Source organism: Dactylosporangium fulvum (assembly GCF_025137375.1).
GTDB classification, from domain to species: Bacteria; Actinomycetota; Actinomycetes; order Mycobacteriales; family Micromonosporaceae; genus Dactylosporangium; species Dactylosporangium fulvum.
The window spans coordinates 7,606,028-7,628,330 of record NZ_CP073720.1; the positions used below are offsets into that span (position 1 = coordinate 7,606,028).

General features: G+C 69.6%; 16 protein-coding genes and 1 pseudogene. 9 read left to right on the top strand and 8 right to left on the bottom strand.

What is annotated here, in order from left to right; translation table 11 throughout:
* Positions 1–60: 60 nt before the first annotated feature.
* From Dfulv_RS34825 to Dfulv_RS34835, 3 genes are all read right to left on the bottom strand, one after another.
* On the bottom strand, positions 61–1,626 hold the full coding sequence (locus Dfulv_RS34825) for an ABC transporter substrate-binding protein (RefSeq protein WP_259858068.1): 1,566 nt from the start codon (positions 1,624–1,626) through the stop codon (positions 61–63).
* A 210-nt stretch (positions 1,627–1,836) separates the two neighbouring features.
* Positions 1,837–3,780 (bottom strand): dipeptide ABC transporter ATP-binding protein, encoded by a 1,944-nt coding sequence (locus Dfulv_RS34830; RefSeq protein ID WP_259858069.1) that lies wholly within the window; start codon positions 3,778–3,780, stop codon positions 1,837–1,839.
* A 282-nt stretch (positions 3,781–4,062) separates the two neighbouring features.
* Positions 4,063–4,566, bottom strand: coding sequence for an Lrp/AsnC family transcriptional regulator (locus Dfulv_RS34835; protein WP_259858070.1), 504 nt, complete (start codon positions 4,564–4,566; stop codon positions 4,063–4,065).
* Positions 4,567–4,697: 131 nt separating this feature from the next.
* On the opposite strand from Dfulv_RS34835, the gene Dfulv_RS34840 reads away from it, so the two are divergent.
* Both Dfulv_RS34840 and Dfulv_RS34845 read left to right on the top strand, forming a co-directional pair.
* Positions 4,698–7,031 (top strand): transketolase-like TK C-terminal-containing protein, encoded by a 2,334-nt coding sequence (locus tag Dfulv_RS34840; RefSeq protein ID WP_259858071.1) that lies wholly within the window; start codon positions 4,698–4,700, stop codon positions 7,029–7,031.
* A 486-nt stretch (positions 7,032–7,517) separates the two neighbouring features.
* Positions 7,518–9,680 carry an AfsR/SARP family transcriptional regulator gene (locus Dfulv_RS34845; protein ID WP_259858072.1) on the top strand — a complete coding sequence of 721 codons (2,163 nt, stop codon included), beginning with the start codon at positions 7,518–7,520 and terminating at the stop codon, positions 9,678–9,680.
* Between the two features lie 90 nt (positions 9,681–9,770).
* On the opposite strand, the gene Dfulv_RS34850 is transcribed toward Dfulv_RS34845, so the two are convergent.
* On the bottom strand, positions 9,771–10,343 hold the full coding sequence (locus Dfulv_RS34850) for a MauE/DoxX family redox-associated membrane protein (protein ID WP_259858073.1): 573 nt from the start codon (positions 10,341–10,343) through the stop codon (positions 9,771–9,773).
* 147 nt (positions 10,344–10,490) lie between these two features.
* On the opposite strand from Dfulv_RS34850, the gene Dfulv_RS34855 reads away from it, so the two are divergent.
* The 4 genes from Dfulv_RS34855 (at position 10,491) to Dfulv_RS34870 (ending at position 13,617) form a co-directional block, all read left to right on the top strand.
* Positions 10,491–10,700, top strand: a complete 210-nt coding sequence (locus Dfulv_RS34855; protein WP_259858074.1) for a hypothetical protein — start codon at positions 10,491–10,493, stop codon at positions 10,698–10,700.
* Positions 10,701–10,778: 78 nt separating this feature from the next.
* Positions 10,779–11,300 carry a TlpA family protein disulfide reductase gene (locus Dfulv_RS34860; protein WP_259858075.1) on the top strand — a complete coding sequence of 174 codons (522 nt, stop codon included), beginning with the start codon at positions 10,779–10,781 and terminating at the stop codon, positions 11,298–11,300.
* Between the two features lie 29 nt (positions 11,301–11,329).
* Entirely contained in the window at positions 11,330–13,141 is a 1,812-nt protein-coding gene (locus tag Dfulv_RS34865) for an ABC transporter ATP-binding protein (RefSeq protein WP_259858076.1), read from the top strand.
* Positions 13,138–13,617, top strand: coding sequence for a S26 family signal peptidase (locus tag Dfulv_RS34870; RefSeq protein ID WP_259858077.1), 480 nt, complete (start codon positions 13,138–13,140; stop codon positions 13,615–13,617). Before Dfulv_RS34865 ends, Dfulv_RS34870 begins: the two co-directional genes overlap by 4 nt.
* Positions 13,618–13,700: 83 nt before the next feature.
* Here the strand turns inward: Dfulv_RS34870 and Dfulv_RS34875 are convergent, their stop codons facing one another.
* Positions 13,701–15,710: an ATP-binding protein gene (locus tag Dfulv_RS34875; protein ID WP_259858078.1), complete on the bottom strand. Its 2,010-nt coding sequence runs from the start codon at positions 15,708–15,710 to the stop codon at positions 13,701–13,703.
* The gene (locus Dfulv_RS34880; RefSeq protein ID WP_259858079.1) at positions 15,662–15,790 is read right to left on the bottom strand and encodes an NAD(P)H-dependent oxidoreductase; all 129 of its coding nucleotides are present in this window, start codon (positions 15,788–15,790) and stop codon (positions 15,662–15,664) included. Before Dfulv_RS34880 ends, Dfulv_RS34875 begins: the two co-directional genes overlap by 49 nt.
* A gap of 579 nt (positions 15,791–16,369) precedes the next feature.
* On the opposite strand from Dfulv_RS34880, the gene Dfulv_RS34885 reads away from it, so the two are divergent.
* The 3 genes and pseudogenes from Dfulv_RS34885 to Dfulv_RS34895 all read left to right on the top strand — a co-directional run bounded on the left by Dfulv_RS34885 (position 16,370) and on the right by Dfulv_RS34895 (position 18,829).
* On the top strand, positions 16,370–17,152 hold the full coding sequence (locus tag Dfulv_RS34885; RefSeq protein WP_259858080.1) for an aminoglycoside phosphotransferase family protein: 783 nt from the start codon (positions 16,370–16,372) through the stop codon (positions 17,150–17,152).
* 310 nt (positions 17,153–17,462) lie between these two features.
* Positions 17,463–17,807 (top strand): annotated as a pseudogene (locus tag Dfulv_RS34890) (PadR family transcriptional regulator); the annotation flags it as partial.
* Between the two features lie 77 nt (positions 17,808–17,884).
* Positions 17,885–18,829 (top strand): hypothetical protein, encoded by a 945-nt coding sequence (locus Dfulv_RS34895; protein WP_259858082.1) that lies wholly within the window; start codon positions 17,885–17,887, stop codon positions 18,827–18,829.
* A gap of 170 nt (positions 18,830–18,999) precedes the next feature.
* Here Dfulv_RS34895 and Dfulv_RS34900 read toward each other — a convergent pair whose 3' ends face one another.
* Both Dfulv_RS34900 and Dfulv_RS34905 read right to left on the bottom strand, forming a co-directional pair.
* The gene (locus Dfulv_RS34900) at positions 19,000–21,657 is read right to left on the bottom strand and encodes a beta strand repeat-containing protein (protein WP_259858083.1); all 2,658 of its coding nucleotides are present in this window, start codon (positions 21,655–21,657) and stop codon (positions 19,000–19,002) included.
* A 155-nt stretch (positions 21,658–21,812) separates the two neighbouring features.
* Complete coding sequence (locus tag Dfulv_RS34905; protein ID WP_259858084.1) at positions 21,813–22,079, bottom strand: hypothetical protein; 267 nt, start codon at positions 22,077–22,079, stop codon at positions 21,813–21,815.
* Positions 22,080–22,303 lie beyond the last annotated feature (224 nt).

The following is a 22,303-nucleotide window of genomic DNA, read 5'->3' on the forward strand; positions in this document are numbered from 1 at the left end:
TGTCGGATGTGTGGGGGGCGCGGCCGCGCCGGGTTACGACGCGGCCCTGCCGTTCAGCGGCTACCCACGTAGCGAAGCGTTCCAGAAGATGTTCGTGTACGACGTGCCCAGCACGAGCTTCCTGGAATGCGGGTTGACGTCGCTGACCTCGCCGAGGACGAGGGCCGGCATCGTGTCGTAGAACAGCTGCTGCAGCTGGTCGACGTACTGGTGCGCCGTTGTCTGGTCCTTCGCCACCACATACTTGGCGAGCAGCTCGTTGACGCCGGTCTTGTACTCCTGCGTCGGGAAGGCACCGTACGGTGCGAGGCTCCCGTTGAACCACTCCACCTGGGCCACGTTCCCGAACGAGGCGAGCGTGTAGGTAGTCATCATGTCCCACGACTTCGGATCGTCGACCGCCTTACCCACCATGGACGGGTAGTCCAGCACCTCGATATCCGCCTTCACACCGATCGCGGAGAGCTGCCCCTGGACCGCGACCGCCCATTGGTACATGTACGGGTAGGTCTTGGTCGTGAGGATCTTGATAGGCCGGTTGAGGCCGGCCGCGAGGAGGGACTTCGCCTTCTCAGTGTTGTGCTCGGACCAGAGGTTCAGCCCGGCCTCTGAGTGGACGTCGGGCACACTCGGTGATACCAGTGCTCCGGTGAGCGGGCTCCAAAGGTTCTCCGGACCGAACATCGCCTTGGCGATCGCCGGCTTGTCGATCGCCGCATTGACGGCCTGGCGCGCCTGGAGCGAGTGGAAAACGGATCCCTCGGCGCCGTTGAGAAACACGACGTTGAGGTTGCGGTCGGTCGCGGGCTCGACGACGAACGACCGGTCATTCGCCAGCGACTGCAGCTGGTCGGCGTCCACCGTCTGGACCCAGTCGTACTGACTCGTCTTCAGACCGTTCAGGCGCTGCTGGCTGTCGGTGACGAAGCTGTACACGATCTTGTCGAGGTAAGCGTGCTTCGCACCGGCACGGCCGCTCGGGTTCTCGGTCCGGCCTTGATAGCCATCAAAGCGGGCCAGCGTCAGGTTTCGCCCGGGGTTGTAGCTCTCCATCTTGTAGGGGCCGGTACCGACAATCCGGTCAGGGGCGATCGGCTTGGTGCCGGCCGCCGTGGCGACCGACGCCGGGATGATGACGAACGGGCCCTGGATCCACGCCAGATCGGAGATCAGCGTGGAGCGTACCGAGTTCAGCGTGATGACGAACGTCGAGTCGTCGGTCGCCTCGGAGGACTTGACGTTTCCCTTGACGTTCTTGCTGTTCGGGGAGACCGCGATCCAGCGATCGAAGCTGGCCTTCACGTCCGTGGCCGTCATCGTCGACCCGTCGTGGAACTTGACGCCGGTGCGCAGCTTGATGGTGTAGGTCAGCCCGTCGTCCGAGACAGTGTAGGAATCGGCGAGCATCGGCTGGGGGCGTAACTGGGCATCGAGTGCGAACAAGCTCTCGAACACGTGCTGCATGGTGATCCGGGTGAGCCCACCCGCCATGCTCATGTCCAGCGTCTGGGGGTCACCGCCCAGGGCAGCGCGAACGGTGCCACCGGTCTTCGGTTCGCCGGTGGCCGTCGCGTTGCCGCCCTCCGAGGAGGAACTCCCGCAACCAGCAGCCGCCGCGATGCTCACAGTGACGAGAGCGGTGGTGAACCACCGCGATAGAGATTTCATATGTGGACCTGCCCCTTGAGTAGTCACTTGCCCTCGCGGTACTGACCTGTGACACGAAATTTCCAGAGCTCGGGGCGCCGTTAGGCCCGAGTTCAACTGTTATACATGCGCTGCTGGGCGGCGCGGATGGGCGTGCGCCCCCGATCCCTGTCGCAACGTTGTGCGCATTCACTCCGGTGTGTGCAGCGCGCTCGCATCCGCCGCCGACGGGACGAACGGGTCGGGGTTGGCCGCCATGAGCGCCCGCGTGTATTCGTGCTGCGGTGGTGCCGACACGAGCGTCGAGTCCAGGACTTCGACCAGAGCGCCACGGAGCATCACGCCGATGCGATCGGCGACAGATGTCACGAGGCTCAGGTTGTGGGTGATGAAGATGTAGGTCAGGCCGAACTCGCGCTGCAGATCGAAAAGCAGATTCATCACCTGGCCCTGCACCGAGACGTCCAGCGCGCTTGTCGGCTCGTCGGCGACGATCACACTCGGCTGCGGTGCGACCGCCCGCGCGATCACGACCCGCTGGCGCTGGCCGCCGGACAGCTCCGACGGGTATCTGTCCTCCGCGCCCTGTGGCAGTCCGACGTCGTCAAGGAGCTTACGAACGCGTTTCTGAATCCCGGCGCGATTCAGGTCGGTCAGTGCCCGGATCGGCTCCGCTATGGACTCGCCGATCGTTCGCCTCGGGTCGAGACTGCCGCTCGGGTTCTGGAAGATCATCTGGACTTCGCGGCGGAGTGCGCGTTCGGCCTCCAGCCCGCGCCGATGTGACAGGTCGTGGCCGGCGACGGAGATCAGCGAGCCGGGATCGGCGCGCTCGAGGTCGACGATCAACTTGCCCAGAGTCGTCTTGCCCGAGCCCGTCTCGCCCACGATGCCGAAGAACTCGCCCCGGTTGATGGTCAGGGTCAGGTTTTGGACCGCGCGGTGCGCCGAGGCGAGACGTCCGTGCGCCGGTACCCCGTTCTCATGGATCGCAGCGTAATCCTTGCGCCGGGTGACGCCGTACGTCTTGTTGACACCCTGCAACTCGACAATGGGCTGCGGTAGCGCGGGGGCGCTGCGTGCGGAGTTGCCGGCGTCGGCCACGTGGCCGGTGAGACGGTTGACCGCCTCGTCGGTCCATTGCATGACCGGGGCCCACGAGCGGACCATGTGGGTCCTGTCCGACGACCACACCATCGGCGGAGGTTCGGTCAGGTCGCGCCTGGTCGCCAGCGCATTGCGCGGGGCGAACCGGTCGCCCTGGGGCATCTTTCCGGGCTGCGGGGGCTGGCCGGGAACGGTTCGCATTCGCCCGACGAGACGCGTGTTGGGACGGGGCACGCACTCCAGCAGGGCCTTGGTGTATGCGTGCTGGGGCGCTCGGAGCATCACATCCCTCGGGCCGACCTCCAGAACCTGTCCCGCATACATGACGGCGATCCGGTCCGCGATGACGGACGCGACTCCCATGTCGTGGGTGACAAGAACGCAGGCGATGCCGCGCTCGCGTTGAAGCCGCCGGATCAGTTTCAGGACCTCGGCCTGAACCGTGACGTCCAGTGCCGTTGTCGGCTCGTCCGCGATGAGCAGATCCGGATCGCCGATCAGTGCCATGGCGATCATGACCCGCTGCTGCATGCCGCCGGAGAGCTGATGCGGGTAGAGCGGAAGCACTCGTTCGTCCAGTCCGACCTCGTCCAGCAGGCCGACCGCTGCGCTCAGGCCGTCGCCCCTCCTGCTGTCACGCCACCCCCTCGCGCTGCGCATGCCATGCGACAGCGCGTACGCCTCGGCGAGTTGGTTGGCGACGGTCTTGGTGGGGTTGAGCGCGTCCTGCGCCTCCTGGAACACCACCCCGACGCGTCGGCCCCGGATCCGCGACATCTGACGCTGGCTCAGCTGAAGGAGTTCGTCCTCTCCGAGCCGGGCGCTGCCACGGATCCCGATCGGCGACGTGAACTCCATGAGGCGAAGTGCCGCCATCATGGTCACGCTCTTACCGCTGCCCGACTCGCCGACCACGCACAGGATCTCGCCGGCCTCGACGGACAGCGACACCGCATCTGTGAGTTCGAGCCGGCCGCCTTCCGTGGAGAGATCCACCGTGAGATCCGACAGTTCGAAGATGGTCACGAAACTCCAACCTCCACTGATCTTGCTGTCACGTATCGTAGACAGCATCGGAACCCGACCGGCACGACGAATGCACACTCAAAAGTCCGTAGATGAGGGCCTGTGCCCTGTGCCGTGCCGATGCTCGATGCAGGTGCTGGAGCCGGCTCGTCAGTGTGAAGCCGCATCCTGCCGTGGCCGGTCACGGGTGTGCGCAGCACACCCGTCGCCGCGGTCTGCAGGTCGATGCCGGTGAGCTACACACTCACCTCCAGGTCCGCTGGGCGCACGAAAACAGCCGGGCTAACGCTTCGCGCGGCGCGGCTCGGTCATCCGGCGAAGTAGCGGCGTGATCCGATAGCCGACCAGTTCCCGCATCACCAGTGCGGTGTTGGTGCGTTCCACGCCAGGGCTGGCGAGGATCTGTCCAGCGATGCGATAGAGGTCATCAGCATCGGCGGCCACGACGCGTACCAGCAGGTCGGTCTGGCCGGAGAGCCCAAGTACTTCGAGCACCTCCGGGATGGCGGCCAGCGCTTCTCCAACGTCGGCGAGCTGGCGTTGGGCTACCTGCACGTTCACGAAGGCGGTGAGCGGATAGCCCAGTGTGTCGGGTTCGACGCGGCGTTCGAAAGAGGCCAGGATTCCCTGTTCCTCGAGTTTGACCAACCGCGCCTGCACGGTGTTGCGGGACAGGCCCACCTGCTCGGCCAGCGCGATGGTGGTGGCACGCGGATGCTCGATCAGTGCAAGCAGCAGCCGGGCGTCGATGGCGTCGGCCGAGTAGTTGTTGCGCACGATGCTCACTCCCCGATGGCGGCACGGGCAGCAAACTGGGCATCCTGCTCAATCATGAAACAGCATGTTGTGCAGGCGGTCCCCCTTTGCTGTTCTGAAGGCCGATTCTTGCACGCAAACAGCAAAGAGACCGGTGGACCATGACCAGTTCAGCGCTCGACCGGGCCGCGGTGGAGCCCGACAGCGACGAGTTCGCCGCACTGTACGAGATCCAGCGGCGGGTTCTGTGGCTATCGACCTCGATCGTGCACCACGCGAACGGGGTGCGTCCCAATCCATCCGGGCTCAAGGTCGGTGGGCACCAGGCATCAAGCGCCTCGATGGCCTCGATCATGACCGCGTTGTGGTTCCGGCACCTGCGCCCGGTTGACCGGGTATCAGTCAAGCCGCACGCCTCGCCGGTACTGCACGCCATCAACTACCTGCTGGGCGAGCTGGATGAGGAGTATCTGACCACGCTGCGCGCCTTCGGCGGACTGCAGAGCTATCCCAGCCGCGCCAAGGATCCCGACCCGGTGGACTACTCCACGGGGTCGGTGGGCATCGGTGCCACCGCACCGGTCTGGGGCGCCCTGGCCCGGCGGTATGTGCAGACCACGACCGGCGATCCGGGCATGGGGCGACAGTACTCGCTGGTGGGTGACGCCGAACTGGACGAGGGAGCGGTCTGGGAGGCCATCCTTGACCCGATGGTCGCCGAGCTGGGCGAGGTGGTGTGGATCGTCGACCTGAACCGGCAGTCCCTGGACAGGGTGGTGCCGGAGATGGCCGCTGACCGGTTGCGGGGCATGTTCGACTCCGCGGGCTGGCAGGTGTTGACGGTCAAGTACGGGCAGTTGTTGGAAGACCTGTTCGGGCGTGCCGGCGGCGACATGTTGCGCGAGCGCCTGGACCGGATGAGCAACGCCGAGTACCAGCGGTTGCTGCGTTGCACCCCGGAACAGTTGCGTGAGCGGCTGCCCGGTCAAGGCGAGGGGGCCGAGCAACTCGCCGGCCTGATCGCCGGCGTGGACGACAACAGCCTGATCGAGGCGATCGGCAATTTGGGCGGCCACGACCTGCGCGCGCTGGATCAGGCGTATGCGTCGATCGACGACTCCCGTCCGACCGTGATCTTCGCGTACACCGTCAAGGGCTACGGTCTGCCCACCCAGGGGCACCCGCAGAACCACTCCTCGCTGCTGACCGACGAGCAGATGCGTGAACTGGCGGCACGGCTGGGTACCGACCCGCAGCGACCCTGGCAGCGATTCCCCCAAGACAGCGCGGCAACACAGCTGTGCACCCGTACCGCGCAGCGGCTGCGCCGCGATCCGGTACCGGTCCCAGCCGTACTCGAACTGCCCACCGACATCGGCCGCGTCCCGTCGGGCACGTCCACTACCCAGGCCGCACTCGGCCGCACCCTGCTCGATCTGACCCGTCAGGCCCCGAAGGTCGCCCGCCGGGTGGTGACGGTCAGCCCGGACGTCAGTTCCAGCACCAACCTGGGCGGCTGGGTGAACAAGGTCGGGGTGTGGTCGCCGCGCGAGCGGGTGGACTGGTTCGCCGACGACAGCGAGACCATTCTGCACTGGCGGGAGCACCCGTCCGGACAACACATCGAGTTAGGCATCGCCGAGACCAACCTGGTCGGCCTGCTCGGCGAGCTGGGCGCCACGTGGAGCCGGTGGGGCCAGCCACTGCTACCGATCGGGGTGGTCTACGACCCATTTGTGGCCCGCGCCCTCGAGCCGTGGTCATTCGGCATTTACGCGGGCGGCCAGTCGATTTTGGTGGGTACGCCGTCGGGGGTCAGCCTGGCGCCCGAGGGCGGCGCCCACCAGTCCATCACCACCCCATCCATCGGCCTGGAGCAACCCGGCTGCGTCTGCTACGAGCCGGCATTCGCCATCGACGTGGAGTGGACGCTGCTGGCCAGTCTGGCGCGGCTCGGCCGGCCGGACGGCACGTCGGCCTACCTGCGGCTGTCCACCCGCTCGGTGGACCAGACCCTCGCCGCCGTACCGGCGGATCCCGCGGCCCGGGAGCGTCGCCGTCGCCAGGTGGTCGCCGGCGCGTACCCGCTGCGCCGGCACGCCGACCCGGCGGTGACCATCGCCGCGATGGGTGCGCTGGTGCCCGAGGCGTTGGCCGCCGCCAACCGGCTGGAGGCGGCCGGGGTTGGCGCGGACGTGCTCTGTGTGACCAGTCCCGGCCTGCTCTTTGAGGCTTTGCAGTCCCGGCAAGGCCGGTCGCAGAGCCCGAGCTGGATCCTGGACCAGGTCTTCCCCGCCCACCGCGCCACTCCGCTGGTGACCGTGCTCGATGGGCATCCGCACACGTTGGCGTTCCTGTCCACGATCCACCGGGTACGCGGTATCGCGCTGGGGGTGACCAGCTTCGGCCAGTCCGGCTCGATCGAGGACGTCTACCGCTACCACGGCATAGACACCGACAGTGTCGTGCGCGCCGCGCTCGACCTGACCGAATGACGCGGGCCGTCGGTCGCCGGGGACGGCGGCGGCACAGGCCGCAGGAAAGCCGGATCGGGTAGGGGTCTTCGAGATCCATCACGAGGTTGCGTACGGCCGCGGCCGGGTGCGCCGTGACGCCCAGCACGCGATCCGGCGGCTGGCGCTGTAACACCGCGAACCGGTGACGCAACAACAAGATCTTGGCACTCGTTCGCGCCGGCGCTCGAACGATTCCGAACATTGTCGAACAGCCGAACCCTCGATCCGGCGTCGCGCGCCGAATACTTTTCCCCCAGTACGACATCGACGGGGGTGGCTGTGCACATTCGCTTGCTGGGGGCTGTCGAGGCACGACGGGACGGTCATGACGTCGCTCTGATCGGTCGGAAGCCGCGCACGCTGATGGCGTCGCTCCTGCTGAACCGTGATCACGTCGTAGCGGCCGACCAGGTCCACCATCGATCATGAAAGGCGTGGCGGAACCGGCTTGGGGGGAGGCCAATCATGCTGTGGCGGATTCTCGGTCCGCTCGAAACCCACGGGGCCAGTGAGCCGGTCGTCCTGCGGGCGCGCAAGCAGCGTCTCCTGCTCGGCGTCCTGCTGCTGCATCCTAATACGCCGCTGCCGACGTCGTTACTGATCGAGTGCCTGTGGAACGACGGGGCACCGCGGTCCGCGCGGGCGAACCTGCACTCGTACGTCGCCCAGCTGCGCCGCACTCCGACGACGGGCGACCGGCTTGCCAGCACACCCGACGGGTACCTGCTGCGGGTAGAGCCAAACGAACTGGACGCCGAGGTGTTCGAGCGACTCGCCGCGGAAGGTCAGCGGGCGTTGGCCGTCGACAGTGTGGAGGTGGCCATCGAGCGGCTCGGCCAGGCGTTGGCGCTGTGGCGTGGCGATGTGCTGGCCGGCATCGAGCTGCCGGCGCCGCTGCAGCCGCTGGTGACCCGGTTGCACGAGTTACGTCTCAACACGACGGAGGACCGGATCGACGCGTTGCTGCGCGCCGACCGCCACGTCGACGTGGTCGCCGAGCTGATGCGCAACACCGAGGTGCATCCACTGCGTGAGCGGCTTCAGGCGCAGTTGATGCTGGCGCTGCACCGCAGTGGCCGTACCTCGGAGGCGCTGGCGACGTTCCGGCGGTTCCGGCTACGCCTCGTCGACGAGCTGGGGGTCGAGCCAGCTCCCGCGCTCCAGTGGCTGCACCAGCGGATCCTGGCCGCTGATCCGACCCTGCAGGGGCATCGCGCGCCGCTGGCCCCCGAAGCCGGATTCGTATCGCAGCCGAGGCCCGAGTTCCCGGCAACCACTGGCGTCGTGCCCCGCACCCTGCCGCCCGACGTGCCCGACCTCGTCGGCCGTAACGATCTGCTGCGCGAACTCGACGGGTTGCTGCCGGATACCGCCGACGCGAGCGGTCCCGGCCCGCTGGTGGTCCTGGTCGGCACCGCCGGCGCCGGTAAGACCGCACTGGCAGTACATTGGGCCCATCGCGTGGCCGTACGGTTCCCCGACGGGCAGCTCCACGTCAACCTGCACGGCTGGTCGACCGGCAGCCCGCTCACGTCACTGGCCGCGCTGACCCGGTGTCTGCGGGCGCTCGGCGTGCCGGCCGCGCAGATCCCGGTCGACGTCGACGAGGCCATGGCCATGTACCGCACGTGCTTGGCTGACCGGATCCTGCTGCTCGTGCTCGACAACGCGAGCAGCGCCGAGCAGGTCCGGCCGCTGCTGCCGGCGGGCGGGCGCTGCACGACGGTGGTGACCAGTCGGCACCAGCTCACCGGGCTGGTGGCGGTCAACCACGCACGCCGGCTGACCGTGCCGCCGCTCACCCAGGACGCCGCGGTCGCCCTGTTGCGCGGCATGCTCGGCCGGCCGGCCGGCGCCGACGCGGTCGCGCTGGCCGACCTCGCGGAGGCCTGCGGGCGACTGCCGCTCGCCCTGCGCATCGCCGCGGCCAAGTGTGCGGAGCGGCCGGACGACGAGTTCGTCGCCTACGTCGCGGCGTTCACCGCGCACGGCCGGCTCGGCGAGCTCGACGTGGACGACGATCCGCAGGCGTCGGTGCGGGCCGCGTTCGCAATGTCATACCGGCAGCTGGCCCACCCGCACCGGGTGCTGTTCCGCCGGCTCGGACTGGTGCCCGGTGACGACCTCACCGCCGAAACCGCGGCCGCCCTCATCGGCCCGGATGCCGATGCCGGCGACGTCACCGCGGCGCTCGACGCGCTCACCGCCGCGCACATGGTGCAACGGCACCACGGCCGGTACAGCCTGCACGGCCTGCTGCGGGCATACGCCTGCGATGAGGCCCGACGCAGCGACGCCCCGCCCGAGTGGTCGGCCGTGATCGAGCGGCTGTGCCGGGCATACCGCGCCGGTGTGGAGGGCGCGATCCGGCTGCTCTACCCGCACACCGTGCGCCTTCCGCCGGAGCCGAACCCGATCGAACCGTACGCCTTCGCCGACACCGACATGGCCCGGGCGTGGCTCGACGCGGAGCTGGCCAACATCGTCGCGCTCGTGCGGCACGCCACCAGGAACGGTCTCGGGACGGAGGCCCGGCGGTTGGCCGACGGTCTGCGCGGGTACTTCTGGATCCGCCGCCCGACAACCGACTGGCTCGCCATGACGTCTGCCGGCGTGGCGGCGGCATAGGCCGGGCGACCCGCAGGCGTTCGTCGCGATGCACCTCAGCTCCGGATCATGCCGCGGTCGCCGCCCGGTCCGCGCTGGGCCATTGCTCGTTCAGCGGCTACCGGTCGGGCGCGCGGCACGCACGCGAACTGCTCGTGCTGGCCCGATCCCGGGTCGCGCAGGCGTGAACAGGAGGAACATCAGGTCGTCCAGGCGGGTGACCGCCACCGCGGACAGCAACGCGGCCGGCATGGCGAGCGCCAGCATCCGTCCGGTCACGTCGGTGACACCGGCCGCGGCGAGCGCGCCACCGGCCCCGGCGCAGGCGATGAGCGCCAGGTTCCGCATGACATGCCGACGACCGAACGGCGCTCCTGCGGTGCCGAAGCAACGGCAGGTGGCCGGTTTGCCACGACGCATGGCCACCGCGACTGCGGCGGTGAAGCCGCCGAGCAGGAGCATCGCGCCGGCGAAGCCGGGCAGCGGCGCGCGCACCATGGCGAGCACCACGGCGGCCTCGCCGACCACCACGGCGACCGCGACCGGCGGGGCCCACCCCGTGGGCAACACCTCCATCTGACGGACCGACGTCACGAACGCACCCGGCGCACGCAACTTCGACACCACGGCGATCGCGAACACCGCACCGATCAGACAGCGGGAATACAGCAAGAGCACCGACACGCCTACAGCGTGCGTCGGAGCGGTGCCGCCGGTCAACGCCCCGGCGCGCGCTGTGGCGGCGCTATGGCGTGGCTATGGCGGCGCTATGGCGTGGCTTCCTAGAGTCAAACGCCATTCGGGAGATCCCCGACGGACAGAGGAGTTTGCATGCGAGACCTGCTCAACACGGCCGCCGATCGGATGCTGGGAATGTTCCTGCCGAAGGCCCGTGCCGGTGCCTGCATCTGCTTCCCGGGCGAAGGCTTCTACCAGTACCGCTGCTACAAGGGCCAGGAAAACCAGCGCCGGTGGTGCCAGTACACCTGCAACTGCAACGCCACCAACTGCGGCAGCTGGGTGACCTACGGCGACTGCTGATCCACTGCTCGACCACCGAACGCGGCGGTGCGGTGCGAAGCCGACATCGCACCACCGCACTGCTTGGAAGGGACCACCATGGACTACCTCGTCGTCGCCGTCGTCGTCGCGCTGGTGAGCACCGCGCTGAACCTGCTGCTCACGTTCGGCGTGATCCGCAAGCTGCGTGAGCACGACACGCGGCTCGCCCCGCCGCCGGCGTCGGACTCCGGACCACCGACCGGATCCACGATCGCCCCGCTCACCGCCACCACCGTCGCCGGGCATCAAGTGTCCATTGTGGATGCTGACCGCGTCACCCTCGTCGGGTTCTTCACCGAGGGCTGTAGACCGTGCGCCGACATCATCCCGGAGTTCCTCGATCGGCACGCCCGGACCGGGGTAGCCGCGATCGCGGTCGTGGTCACCGACGCCACCGACGGCGAAACCTACGCGGAGCGGCTGGCCGAAGTGGACGTCTTGGTCGAGCCCAGCGGCGGCAGCTGGGCCACCGCGTTCCGGGTGAGCAGCTTCCCGACGCTATGCCTGGTCGACCGCGGCGGCGTGATCCTCGGCAGCGGCAATGCCTTCACCGACCTACCCACGCTCACCGCAGCGTGACCACCGCCAATATGCCCACAGTGGACGGTGTGTCGCTGCGACGGATCCCCGGTCACGTGTGGGCGGCACTGCGCCTCGGCTGCTCCGCCGCGCCGGTGGTCCTCGGCCTGTACGCAGTGCTGACCGTCGTCGCCGGTGCCGTGCCCGTCGCGGGCGCGGCACTGCTGCGGGCCGTCATCGACGGACTCGTCGCCGGCCGCGGGGTGCTGCCGGCCGCAGCGGGACTCGTCGCGGCCGGCCTCGGTGCGGGGGTCCTGCCAGCCATTCGGAGCCACCTGCATGGACGCCTGCTGCGGGCTGTCGGAGTGCGGGCGATGGATCGGCTGTACGCGGCGATGAACCGGATCACCGGCCTGGCGGCGATGGAGAACCCAGCGTTTCGCGACCGGCTCCGGATGGCGCAGCAGTCTGGCCGGGCCGGCCCGGGCCAACTCGTCGACGACACGCTCGGCGCGATCGAGTCGCTCATCCTGCTCGGCGGCTTCCTCACGGCGCTGATCGCGCTGAACCCGTTGCTGGCGCTGCTCGCCGTCGCGGCGGCCGGCCCGGCCCTCCTGGCCCAGCTGCGGCTCAATCGGCGGCGCGCGGGCATGCTCTGGCGGGTCAGCGGCCGGGCCCGCCGTGAGATCCACTACGCCGACCTGCTGACCAGCCTGTCCGCCGCGAAGGAACTGCGCATGTACGGCCTCGGCGAGCTGTTCCGCGGTCGGATGCGGCATGAGATGGCCGCGGCCAATCGCGAGCAGACCAGACACGACACCCGCGAGGTCCTCGTGCGCGGCGCGCTGGCGGTCGTCACCGCCATGGTCGCCGGTGCCGGGCTGCTGTGGGCCATCACGGAGGCGACCCGCGGTCGACTGTCCATCGGCGACATCTCGCTGTTGGCGGCGGCGCTCGCCGGGGTCCAGGCGGGCCTCGCAGGGCTCGTGGACCGGTTCGCATCCACGCACGAGAACGCGCTGCTGTTCGACCACTACCGGAAGCTGGTGAACGCCCGGCCGGACCTGCCGCTGCCGGCCCACCCGGCGGCAGTCGAGCCGCTGCGCGGCGCGATCGAGCTGCGTGACGTCTGGTTCCGCTACGGGCCCGACCACCCCTGGGTGCTGCGCGGCGTCAACCTCAGCATCCCGAGGGGGCAGACCGTCGCGCTCGTAGGGCTCAACGGCGCAGGCAAGAGCACCGTCGTCAAGCTCCTCTGCCGGTTCTACGATCCGACGAAGGGCAGCATCACCTGGGACGGTCGCGACCTGCGCGACGTCGACGTCGCGGCCCTGCGCGAGCGGATCGGCGCGGTGTTCCAGGATTACATGACCTACGAGCTGTCCGCCGCGGAGAACATCGGCGTCGGCAACGTCGCCGCGCTCACTGACCGACCCCGCATCGAGACCGCCGCCGCGCGGGCGGGTATCCACGACACCCTCGCCGCCCTGCCGAACGGCTACGACACCATGCTCACCAACGCCTACTACGACGAGGCGGACCGAACCGACCCGACGACTGGGATCCTGCTCTCCGGCGGCCAATGGCAGCGGCTCGCGCTGGCCCGCTCGTTCTTGCGCGAGGACCGGGACCTGCTGGTGCTCGACGAGCCGACCGCCGGTCTCGACCCACAGGCGGAATACGAGTTGCACGTCCGGCTCCGGCGGCACCGGGAGCGGAGCACCAGTGTGTTGATCTCGCACCGGCTCAATACAATCCGCGACGCGGACCGCATCGTTGTGCTGGCCGACGGTGTGGTGGTCGAGGAGGGCAGCCATGAGGACCTGCTCAACCGCGACGGCGGGTACGCCCGGCTGTTCCGCTTGCAGGCGGGCGGCTACCAGCCGGTGGCCACCGGATGAGCAGGGCGGCGCGGCTGTTCGCCCGGGCCATCGGCGTGCTCCGGCAGCGGTGGCTGCTGGTCACCGTCGAGGGTGTGAGCATGGCACCGACGTATCTGCCCGGTGACCGTCTCCTCGTCCGGCGCACCACTCTCGCCGGTGTCCGCCGCGGCGCCGTCGTCCTCCTCAGGTCCCCTGGCGCCGGCCTGGCCGGCGATCCGCCGTTCATGCTGAAGCGGGCCGTGGCCCTGCCCGGCGACCCGGTGCCGGCGGGCATTCCGGTCGCCGAGGCGGTGGTCCCATCCGGCCGGCTCGTCGTGCTCGGCGACAACGCCGAGCACAGCGCGGACTCACGGTCCCACGGATTCCAGCCAGCCGACGCCGTGGCCGGCGTGGTCCTCGCCTATCGGCCTGCCCGACCGCGGTCCGGGCCGGTCCGGCCCGCCGACGGTCTCGATCAGCCGAAGCGCTCGTTCGGCAGGTCCTTGAACAACTGATGATGGTGAGCAACCGTGGGCCGCGGACACCGCATGGAGTCGAGCCATCACCACACCGTCCAGGCTGTCCGCCGTCCACGTCATCACGTCGATCCGCCCATGCAGCATGACCGCCTCACCCAGCCGGTTGCTGGCGCTACGGCAGGTCGTCGGCACGGCGGCGTTCTCGTGCTGCTCCAGTCCGGGTGTATGCCGCGCAGGTCAAAGTACTTCTCCAGGCAGGTGGCGAGTTCGAAGGCCAACGCGTCGAGGCCGAGCGCGCACGCTTGGTGCATCGCGGCGAGGAGCGCCTCCCGCTCGGCGTCGAACCAGCGGACCGGGTCCATCCGCTGAAGGTGGTCCTTTGCCCAGCCGATGACCGGCCGCTGCGCAGGCCCCTTGATATCAGCGGAACACGGGCCCGGGATGGACCTCGCCATCTGCTCCGCAAGAGCGAGCCATCCGCCCAGTCCACACGACACCACCTGCATCAGATCACACCCGGACTCCTCTGCTTCCGCGCGCTCCCGTGCGTAGAGACGGACCAGGTCGTGAAACTTGTACCGGTACTGACCGACCGCGTCAGTCCCGGCATCCACCAGAAGTTGCGCGTCCACCAACGTCTCCGCCAACTCGGTCGCCCGCTCCAGCGAACAACCGAGAACGACCGCCGGCAGTCCGACAGGAAAGTCCGGTGCGTTGAAGAGGCCCAGGAGACGGAAGAGACGCCTCGACGTGCCGTCGAGCCACTGATAGCTCAATTCAAGCGAGGCACGCACCGCCAGGTCGCCGGTGGCCAGACGATCCAGTCGGCGGCACTCCTCGCCGAGCATCGCGACCAGGCGGCTGAGCGGCCACGTTGGCCGGGCAGCCAACCGCGCACCAGCGATCCGGACGGCCAACGGCAGACCGGAACACAGATCGACGATCTCAGCGGCTACGGCTGCCTGAGTAGCAACCCGGTGCTCACCCGTCATCCGCGCCAACAACCGGATCGCCTCGGTATCGGAGTAGACGCTGAGGTCGACACCCGTGGCGCCCTCGATGCCCGCCAGCCGAGTTCGACTGGTCACCACAACGGCGCACGTCCAGACTCCCGGCAGGAGCGGCCGGATCTGCTCCTCCGACAGGGCGTTGTCCAACACCACCAGAACCTTGCGGTCGGCAAGTTGGGTGCGATACATCGCCGTGCGCTCGCTCAGGTCCGACGGAATCGCCCGGTCGTCGACGCCCAACGCCCGTAGGAACTGGGCCAGCACCTCGCCGGGTTCCAGTGGCGCCGTCTCCATACCGCGGAGGTTCACGTAGAGCTGACCGTCCGGGTACGTCGAAGCCACGAGGTGCGCCACATGTACGGCGAGCGCCGTCTTGCCAATGCCGCCCATCCCCGCCAGTGCGACGACGACCGGTGCGCCAGGAGATCGGTCGTCGAGGGTGGCCATGAGCAGGTCACCCAGATATCGCACCTGCTCTGCCCGCCCGGTGAAGTCGGCGACGTCGGGTGGCAGCGTGGCCGGGACGGGCCGGCCGCCGACGCGCGGAGCCGCCGGCGCCAGAGGCATGGGGCCGGGCTGCTCGGACGACGGCGATCCCTCGGCGACTGCTCGGGCCGCGAGCGCGTCGCGTACCTGGGCCCAGTGCTCCGACGAGGCCTGATCGAGGCCGCACGCCCGGACGAACGCCATGACGAACTCACGCCTGGGCAGACCTGACCGGCTCAGGGTAGACGCAATCGTGCTAGCGGGTAACGTGTCACGGACTGTCTCTGCGTTAGCCGCCAACTGCCGGTAGGTCATTCCAGACCATGCCCGGAGCTTGCGGAGCAGCGCGACGAATGCGGTCGGACTGGTCGCAGTTGCAGGCTGCGGACTGCCGACCGGGATGCCCGAAGCCTTGTCCTCCGACACCGCCTCCGCCCTCTCCTCGATACCGACCTGCAGCGAAACGGGGAAGCTCCGGTTGCACTCGGGGGCGACCAGCCGCGGCGTCAGGGCCCGTACCGGTGCGGGGAGAGGCTCGTCCTGGTCCGTAAGCGTATGCGGCAGGCCGGCATCGGCCAGGTCGATCAGGTCGACGTCCAGGTCTGCACGCCGGCGGGTTCGGCGGCGAACCAACCGGCCACGGTTGGGCCGAACCGGCCGGCGCGGGTGCTTCCGATGATGACCGCCAGCCGTTGCCGGGTGTTCTCCGACACCTGCTATCTCCTTCGGACTTGTCTCCGGTTCGACAAGTCCCACTGTGCCGGAGGCCCTTACGGTGGACTTATCACCGGTTTACGGTTCCGCCCCGGCGCCGCGGAAACGGACGTAGAACCGCGGCAGCATGCGGTTATCGTGGCCGACCCCAGGTACATGCCAAGCCGGTCGACGGCCAGCCGTTCGGCACGGTGACCACCACCGACGCCCACGCCCTGGTGGTGCTGCGCTGCGGCGCGGCGCTCGGCTGCCGGGACGGAGCCAGCCCGGACGACCGGACGTCGGGATGACCGCCGGTCCCGGCAGGTGCGGCTACTGGATCGGCGATCAGGCGCGGCACTGCGGCGCCGACAGGGTGCGGCCGTACCTGCCGGGGTGGCGCTGTCCGCTGCACACGCCCGCCGCGATCGCCGGACACCCCGAACCCCCGTCCGTTCCGCCACAACCGTCAAGTCTTGGCGAGTCCACAATGGAACTATGTGCTGACCCCTCAGGCGTTTGCTGCGCAACGGACACCGGCGAGCATGACCCGTCGAATTTCGGTCGCGGTGGACGTCGGATCGCGGTAGAACCGGGGGATGACCGAACGACGGCTGCCGGGCGGGCGCAGTTTCGGAGCCGTCCGCGTCGGTGACGAAGTCCGCCGCCCCACGCAGCCGTGGACGGCGACCGTGCACACGGTGCTGCGGCACCTGGAAGATGGCGGCTTTGACGGCGCCCCGCAAGTTCGCGGTTTCGATGACCAGGGTCGCGAACGCCTGACGTTCCTGCCCGGCCAGACGTTGGGCGAGACCACGCCATGGCCGGATTGGTTGCGCTCCGACGACGCGCTCCGGCAGGTCGGTGCGTGGCTTCGGAGGCTGCACGACGCGACCGCGACATTCCGTCCGGCCGGAGACGCCGTCTGGTTCACCGGCCGGCCGTGGCGACCGGGACTTCTGATCGCTCACCTGGATGCGTCGCCGTGGAACGCCGTATGGGTCGGCGGGGCCCTGGTCGGCTTCGTCGACTGGGACACTGCCAGCCCGTCCCGCCGCGAGGATGACCTGGCGTTCTCGGCGCTGACTTGGGTGCCGCTACTGACGGCAGAGGTCGCCGAGCAAGCCGGATTCGGCGACGCAGCCGACCGGCACCGGCGGTTCCATCTGCTGCTGGACGCGTACGGATATACCGGTGACCGAACCGCGGTCCGCGACGCGATCATTGGACGTGTCGAGCGAAACGTCGCGATGATCCGGCAGTTGGCCGACGACGGTGAGCCAACCTTCCAGCGCATGTTGCCGTGGGCCGCGGACCTGGACCGTTCCGGGAACGAGGTGGCCGAGTTGCCGGACGAGTTCTGGCAGGGACCGGACCGCTGATGGAGCCCTTGGTTGATCTTTCTTCTTGTCGAGGGAAGAAGATCATTTACCAAGGGCTGTCTCTGTGATCAGGGTGCATGACGATGCCGCACGCCCCAAACCCGACGTGGCTGGGCCTGTTTTCCGATCAGATGCGCCGGATGTCCGGCGGCTGGCGGTCCGCTGTCGTGCTCCGCGTTGCGGAGGCTGATGTGGCCGCAGGCGATGAGCTGTCGAGTGAGCCTGGCCGGATTCGCTGTCGCCGAGCGTCACTCAAGTCCGTACCATCATCTCGTTGCAAAGATATCTTCGTCACCGATATATTATCGCCATGGCTGCACCGCTACGTGAACCGACCTTTCTCATCCTCACCGCGCTCGCCCGGGCACCAATGCACGGCTACGGGCTGATCACCGAGGTCGCCGAGCTGTCCGGCGGCCGGCTCGAGCTGCGCCCCGGCACGCTCTACGGCGCGCTGGACCGGTTGAGCGACGACGGTCTCGTCGCGGTCGACCGGGAGGAGATCGTCGACGGCCGTGCCCGCAAGTACTACCGGCTCACCGAGCAGGGTGACACCACGCTGCGGGCAGAAACCGAGCGCCTCCGCCGCAACGTCGAGGCCGCAACCCGCCGGCTCGACGAACGAGCGGCGCTGCGACCGGCGGGCGGCATGGCGAGGACCGACGCCGGCAGCGTCCAGAGTCGCAGGCGTCGACCGGCACAGCCGATGATCGAGTTCGCCGGCGGTGTCGCGTGACCGACGAGCTTCGCGATCGCTACCGCACGCTGCTGCGCTGGTATCCGGCCGACTACCGGGCCGAGCGCGGCGACGAGATCATCGAGACCTACCTGGACCTCGCCGCACCAGGCCAACGCCGGCCCCGCCCCGCCGATGTCGCCGACCTCGTTCGCGGCGGCCTGCGCCAACATCTCCGCGCCCGCCACGCCCTCGGACTCACCGACGCGCTTCCGTTCGCCGGCCACCTCGCGCTTGCGGCCGCCACCGCCCTGGCCGTGGTGTGGCTCATCCTGGCGGAGAGGATCACCGTTCCGAACGGCATCGCATGGCAGACGGTCGGGCCGTTCGCAACCCTCGGCGCCGTCGCGTGGATCGCCTGGCTGCTCGCGTCCCTCGCTGCCCTCATCGGTGCCGGCCGGCCAGCGGTGGCATGCGCCCTGCTCGTGACGGCGGCACTGGTCCCGGTCGCAGCGGTGACCCCGTACCCGCGGCCACCGCTGTTCGTGCTGCTCCCGCAGATCGCGCTCGGCATCGTGGCCCTCGCCGTGCCGGGCCGCCGCTGGTCGCCGGCCGTCGCGACCGGCATCGTCGTCGCGGCGGCGGTCGCCGGGCTTACGGTACTGAGCTGGCCACCCACGTTCTACTACTCGCTGCTCGGCGCAATGCCTTACGCCGGACTCTCCCTGGTGACAGCGGTCATCGTGGCCGGCATCGTGTTCGGCGTGCGGCGGGACCCACGCGGCTGGTGGTCGGCGCTGATCCTGTTGGGCCCGGTGCTGCTGCTCGTCATGACCGCGCCAACGACAACATATCCTCAGCCTTGGCCGACGTGGCCGACCGCCGTAGGCTCGACCATCGTCGCCGTGCTGACCGCGATCGCAGCGGTACCGGCGACGCTGTGGCTTCGGGGCAGACTGTCACATCGCCCGGCGGAGCGCTGCCCGACGTGCGGTCGCTGAGCACCGGTGGATGGGCGCTTGACCAGGAGGAGGCAGACAGGCCCGCCACCTGTACGGACGGCATTCTCGGCAAGCGCAATGCCCCCTCCCCCGGTTACCTCTCCTACAATCCGGCGCCCCGGGGCTGAGGGTCGCTCAGCCCCGGGGCGCCGTGCCCTCCCGCGTGTTCCCTACCGCAGGCCGGGCGTCGTGCGACGCTGCCACGGCCGGAGCAGGCCGAGGCCGGCCAGCACCATGGCGAGGCCGGCCAGCGCCAGCGTGCCCGTGGGCGCGCCGGTGACCGGGAGGCCGCCCGTCGACGTGCTCGGCGCGCTTGCCGCCACCGTGATGGTGAGCTTCATCGCACGCGGGTTGCCCGACGGTGCGACGCCCTGCGCGACCAGCGTGTGCACGCCGGCGGCGAGGGAGTGCGGCACGGTGACCGGCTTGCTGAAGTCGCCGTTGCCGTCGGTGACCACGGAGCCGAGCGTCACCGGTGTCGAGTACAGCGTGATCGTCGCCGTGGAGTAGGCGGCGAACCCGGTGCCGATCACCACGATGTGCTGCCCGGGCACGGCCGTACTGATGGCGCCCTTGTCCGTGGTCAGGGTCAGCGGGGTGTCCGGCGGCGCGGACGGCACGACCGGCGCGGCCGGTGTGACCGCGTTGCTCGTGGCCGGATCCGAGGCCCCGGCGGCCGAGTTGGCCACGACCGACACCGTGTACTGCTGGCCGGCCGTCGCCCCCAGCACGCAGCGGAGCGGGTTCGGGTCGGTGACCAGCGTGGTGCAGGTCGCCGGGCCGGGCGTGGCCGTCGCGGTGTAGCCGGTGATCGGCGAGTCGTTCGGCGTGGCCGCCGTCCAGCTCACGTTGATCGACGACGTACCCGCGGTGGCCGTGACCGGGCTCGGCGCGCTCGGCGGGGCCGGGCAGGCCGGGGTCGGCATCTGGAAGAAGACCTTCTTCATCCTGGGCCCGGCCGTGGCGTCCGCCTTGTGCTTGGCCTTCACCTTGGCCTTGCCGTCAGCCTTGTCCGCCTGCTTGTCCGCCCGCTTGTCCGCCTGCTTGGCGTCCTGCTTGTTCACCTGCTTGGCGTCCGCCTTGCCAGATGCCTTGCCGGATGCCTTGCCGGACGCCTTGTCCGCCTTGCCGGATGCCGGGGCCTTGGCCGGCGCCTGCGCGGCGTCCTTGTGGGCAGCGTGCGCGGCAAAGGCCGCGGCCTGCGCCGCGAGGTATTGGTACCCGCCCGGCACGCTCGGCGAGCCGTTGGGCGTGGTGACGGTGACCGGCACCGTGCCAAAGCCCGGCGGCGTCATGGCCGTGATCTGCGTGTCGCTGTTGGCGACGAACGAAGTGGCGTTCACGCCGCCGAACGTCACCGCGGTGGCGCCGGTGAAGCCGGTGCCCGTGATCGTGACGAAGGTACCGCCCAGGTCAGGGCCTATCGTCGGGAACATCGACGTCGCGGTCGCCGCGGCCACGTACGTGTATGCGGCGATCACGGTGTCCGTGCCGCCCGGCCCGGTGACCTCGACGTCCACCGTGCCGACCGCGTGCGCCGGCGCCACGGCCGTGATCGACGTGTCGCTGTTCACCGTGAACGAGGTGGCCGGACTGCCGTCGAAGACCACCGCCGTCGCGCCGGTGAAACCCGCCCCCGTGATCGTGACCGACGTACCGCCGGCCGCCGGGCCCGACGTCGGCGACAGCGAGGTCACGGACGGCGGGGCCAGGTAGGCGTAGGCGTTCGCCGCGGTCGCCGTGCCGTTCGGCGTGTTGACCTCGACGTCCACCGTGCCGACCGCGTGCGCCGGCGCCACGGCGGTGATCTGCGTGTCGCTGTCCACCGTGAACGAGGTGGCCGCGTCGGCGCCGAACGCCACCGCCGTCGCGCCGGTGAGGCCCGCGCCCGTGATCGTGACCGACGTACCGCCGGCCGCCGAGCCCGAGGTCGGCGACAGCGAGGTCACCGACGGCGCGGCCGTGTAGGTGTAGGCGCCCGCCGCGATCGCCGTGCCGCTGGGCGTGGTGACCTCGACGTCGACCGCACCGGCCGCGTGTGCCGGCGTGATGGCCGTGATCGACGTGTCACTGGTCACGATGAACGAGGTGGCGGTGCCGTCGAAGGCCACCGCCGTCGCGCCGGTGAAGCTCGTGCCCGTGATCGTCACCAAGGTGCCGCCGGCCGGCGAGCCCGACGTCGGCGACAGCGACGACACGTTCGCCGCGGCCACGTACGTATAGCCGCCCGTCACGGTGGTCGCGCCCATCACCGTGGTGACGCCGACCGGGACGTTGCCCGCGGCGTGCGCTGGCGTGACCACCGTGATCGAGGTCGCGGTGCTGTTGCTCACCGAGCCCGCGACGCCGCCGAAGGTCACGCTCATCGCGCCCGCCAGGTTGGTGCCGGTGAGGGTGACGGTCGTGCCACCCGCGGTCGGCCCGCTCGTCGGCGACATCGACGACACGGTCGGCATCGTCGGAATGACGATCGGCGGAAGGTACGTGAACGTTCCACCGCTGACCGACGAGATACACGTGCCGATGGCGACCTGCACGAGCGCCGGCCCGGCCGCGCCCGCGGGCGTCACCGCGGTGATCTCGGTCGGGCTGACCACCGTGAACGACGTGGCGTCGATGCCATTGAAGGTCACGGCCGTCGCGCCGGTGAACCCGGTGCCCGTGATCGTCACCGTCGCGCCGCCGGTGGTGAACCCGGAACTCGGATTGACGCTCGACACGACCGGCTGGGTCACGGCGCTGGCGAGCGCCGGCGCCCCGCTCTCGTGCTCGGCGGCCTGCCCGCGCGGGCCGGCCGTGGCCAAGGTGAACGCTCCGAGCACCAGCACGCCCAGCGCGATATTCGGCCACGACGATCCGCGCCTTCCGGGGTGCTGGCGCCTTCTGAGTAACTTGATCACACAAAATCCCCCGTCTGTACGACCCTGACGGTGGAAGTCCACCGCCGTCGCGACCGTACCGAACAAATCTGTCTTAAGTGCATTTATCCGACAAATCGGCTATTCCGGGCGGTGGCCACGGATGCCGCTCGCCGCGGCGCAGGAGGATCGCCCAGACAGCCGGACCCGAAGCTCACCGCGAGCGTGACGACCGCCGTGCGGATGGCCCGCGCGGAGTGCGGCAGGGTCAGCGCCGGCGCCTCGCGCAGCGGCCGGGTGCGGACGCGCCAGGCCGGGCCGATGCCGAAGATGTTGTCGTCGGAGCCGAGGACGTCCTGAAACAGCCACGTGGTCAGGCCAAGTGGGCACACACCGCGGTGCCGGGCCGTCGCCGGCCCGGCACAGGGTTTCCGGTCCCTTACGATCATGCCCCGGCCCGCGGCGCCAGCCGCGTGGTGCGCGGGGCCCACGCGGCCACGCTGATCGGGCTCCAGACGGTGCTGTCGCCGCTGCGGGCCACGTTGTCGCGCACCACGCGGCTGGCGCCGCGGGCCGGGGCATGAGGTTCGCGCGTTCGGCCTCGATCGACCGCACA

What these genes read in the sequence shown, in the direction of transcription:
- Dfulv_RS34885 (WP_259858080.1), top strand. Translation starts at nt 16,370, where the DNA reads ATGACCGAACGACGGCTGCCGGGCGGGCGCAGTTTCGGAGCCGTCCGC.
- Dfulv_RS34845 (WP_259858072.1), top strand. Translation starts at nt 7,518, where the DNA reads ATGCTGTGGCGGATTCTCGGTCCGCTCGAAACCCACGGGGCCAGTGAG.
- Dfulv_RS34860 (WP_259858075.1), top strand. Translation starts at nt 10,779, where the DNA reads ATGGACTACCTCGTCGTCGCCGTCGTCGTCGCGCTGGTGAGCACCGCG.
- Dfulv_RS34840 (WP_259858071.1), top strand. Translation starts at nt 4,698, where the DNA reads ATGACCAGTTCAGCGCTCGACCGGGCCGCGGTGGAGCCCGACAGCGAC.
- Dfulv_RS34855 (WP_259858074.1), top strand. Translation starts at nt 10,491, where the DNA reads ATGCGAGACCTGCTCAACACGGCCGCCGATCGGATGCTGGGAATGTTC.
- Dfulv_RS34870 (WP_259858077.1), top strand. Translation starts at nt 13,138, where the DNA reads ATGAGCAGGGCGGCGCGGCTGTTCGCCCGGGCCATCGGCGTGCTCCGG.